General features: G+C 48.2%; 1 protein-coding gene. It reads right to left on the reverse strand.

The window, feature by feature from the left end; all coding sequences use genetic code 11:
- Positions 1-255 (reverse strand): hypothetical protein (locus Afil_RS10960; protein ID WP_230268568.1); only part of this gene is annotated, 255 nt, incomplete at both ends.

A 255-nucleotide genomic window follows, 5' to 3' on the forward strand; every position in this document is an offset into this window, starting at 1 on the left:
TGCGAGGGGGAGAACTTGGCGCCGGCGAACGCTTTATAAAGTTCTTCTTCTTTTTCTTTACGCTCCTGAGCATTGGCAAACTTGACGATACTGCACGATTTACGAATCCGCTTCTGTACTTCTTCCAATACCGGCACCTCCGTGTCCAGCAGGTATTGGATAACATTCCTTGCCGATTCCCCTTCAACACCCGAGAAGATCAAATCAAGTCGGATATTGGCTTCGGTCAGGATATTTCGAATGCGACGGATATCG

Origin of the sequence: Allobaculum fili (assembly GCF_020969955.1) — a bacterium.
Classification (GTDB): Bacteria; Bacillota_I; Bacilli_A; order Erysipelotrichales; family Erysipelotrichaceae; genus Allobaculum; species Allobaculum fili.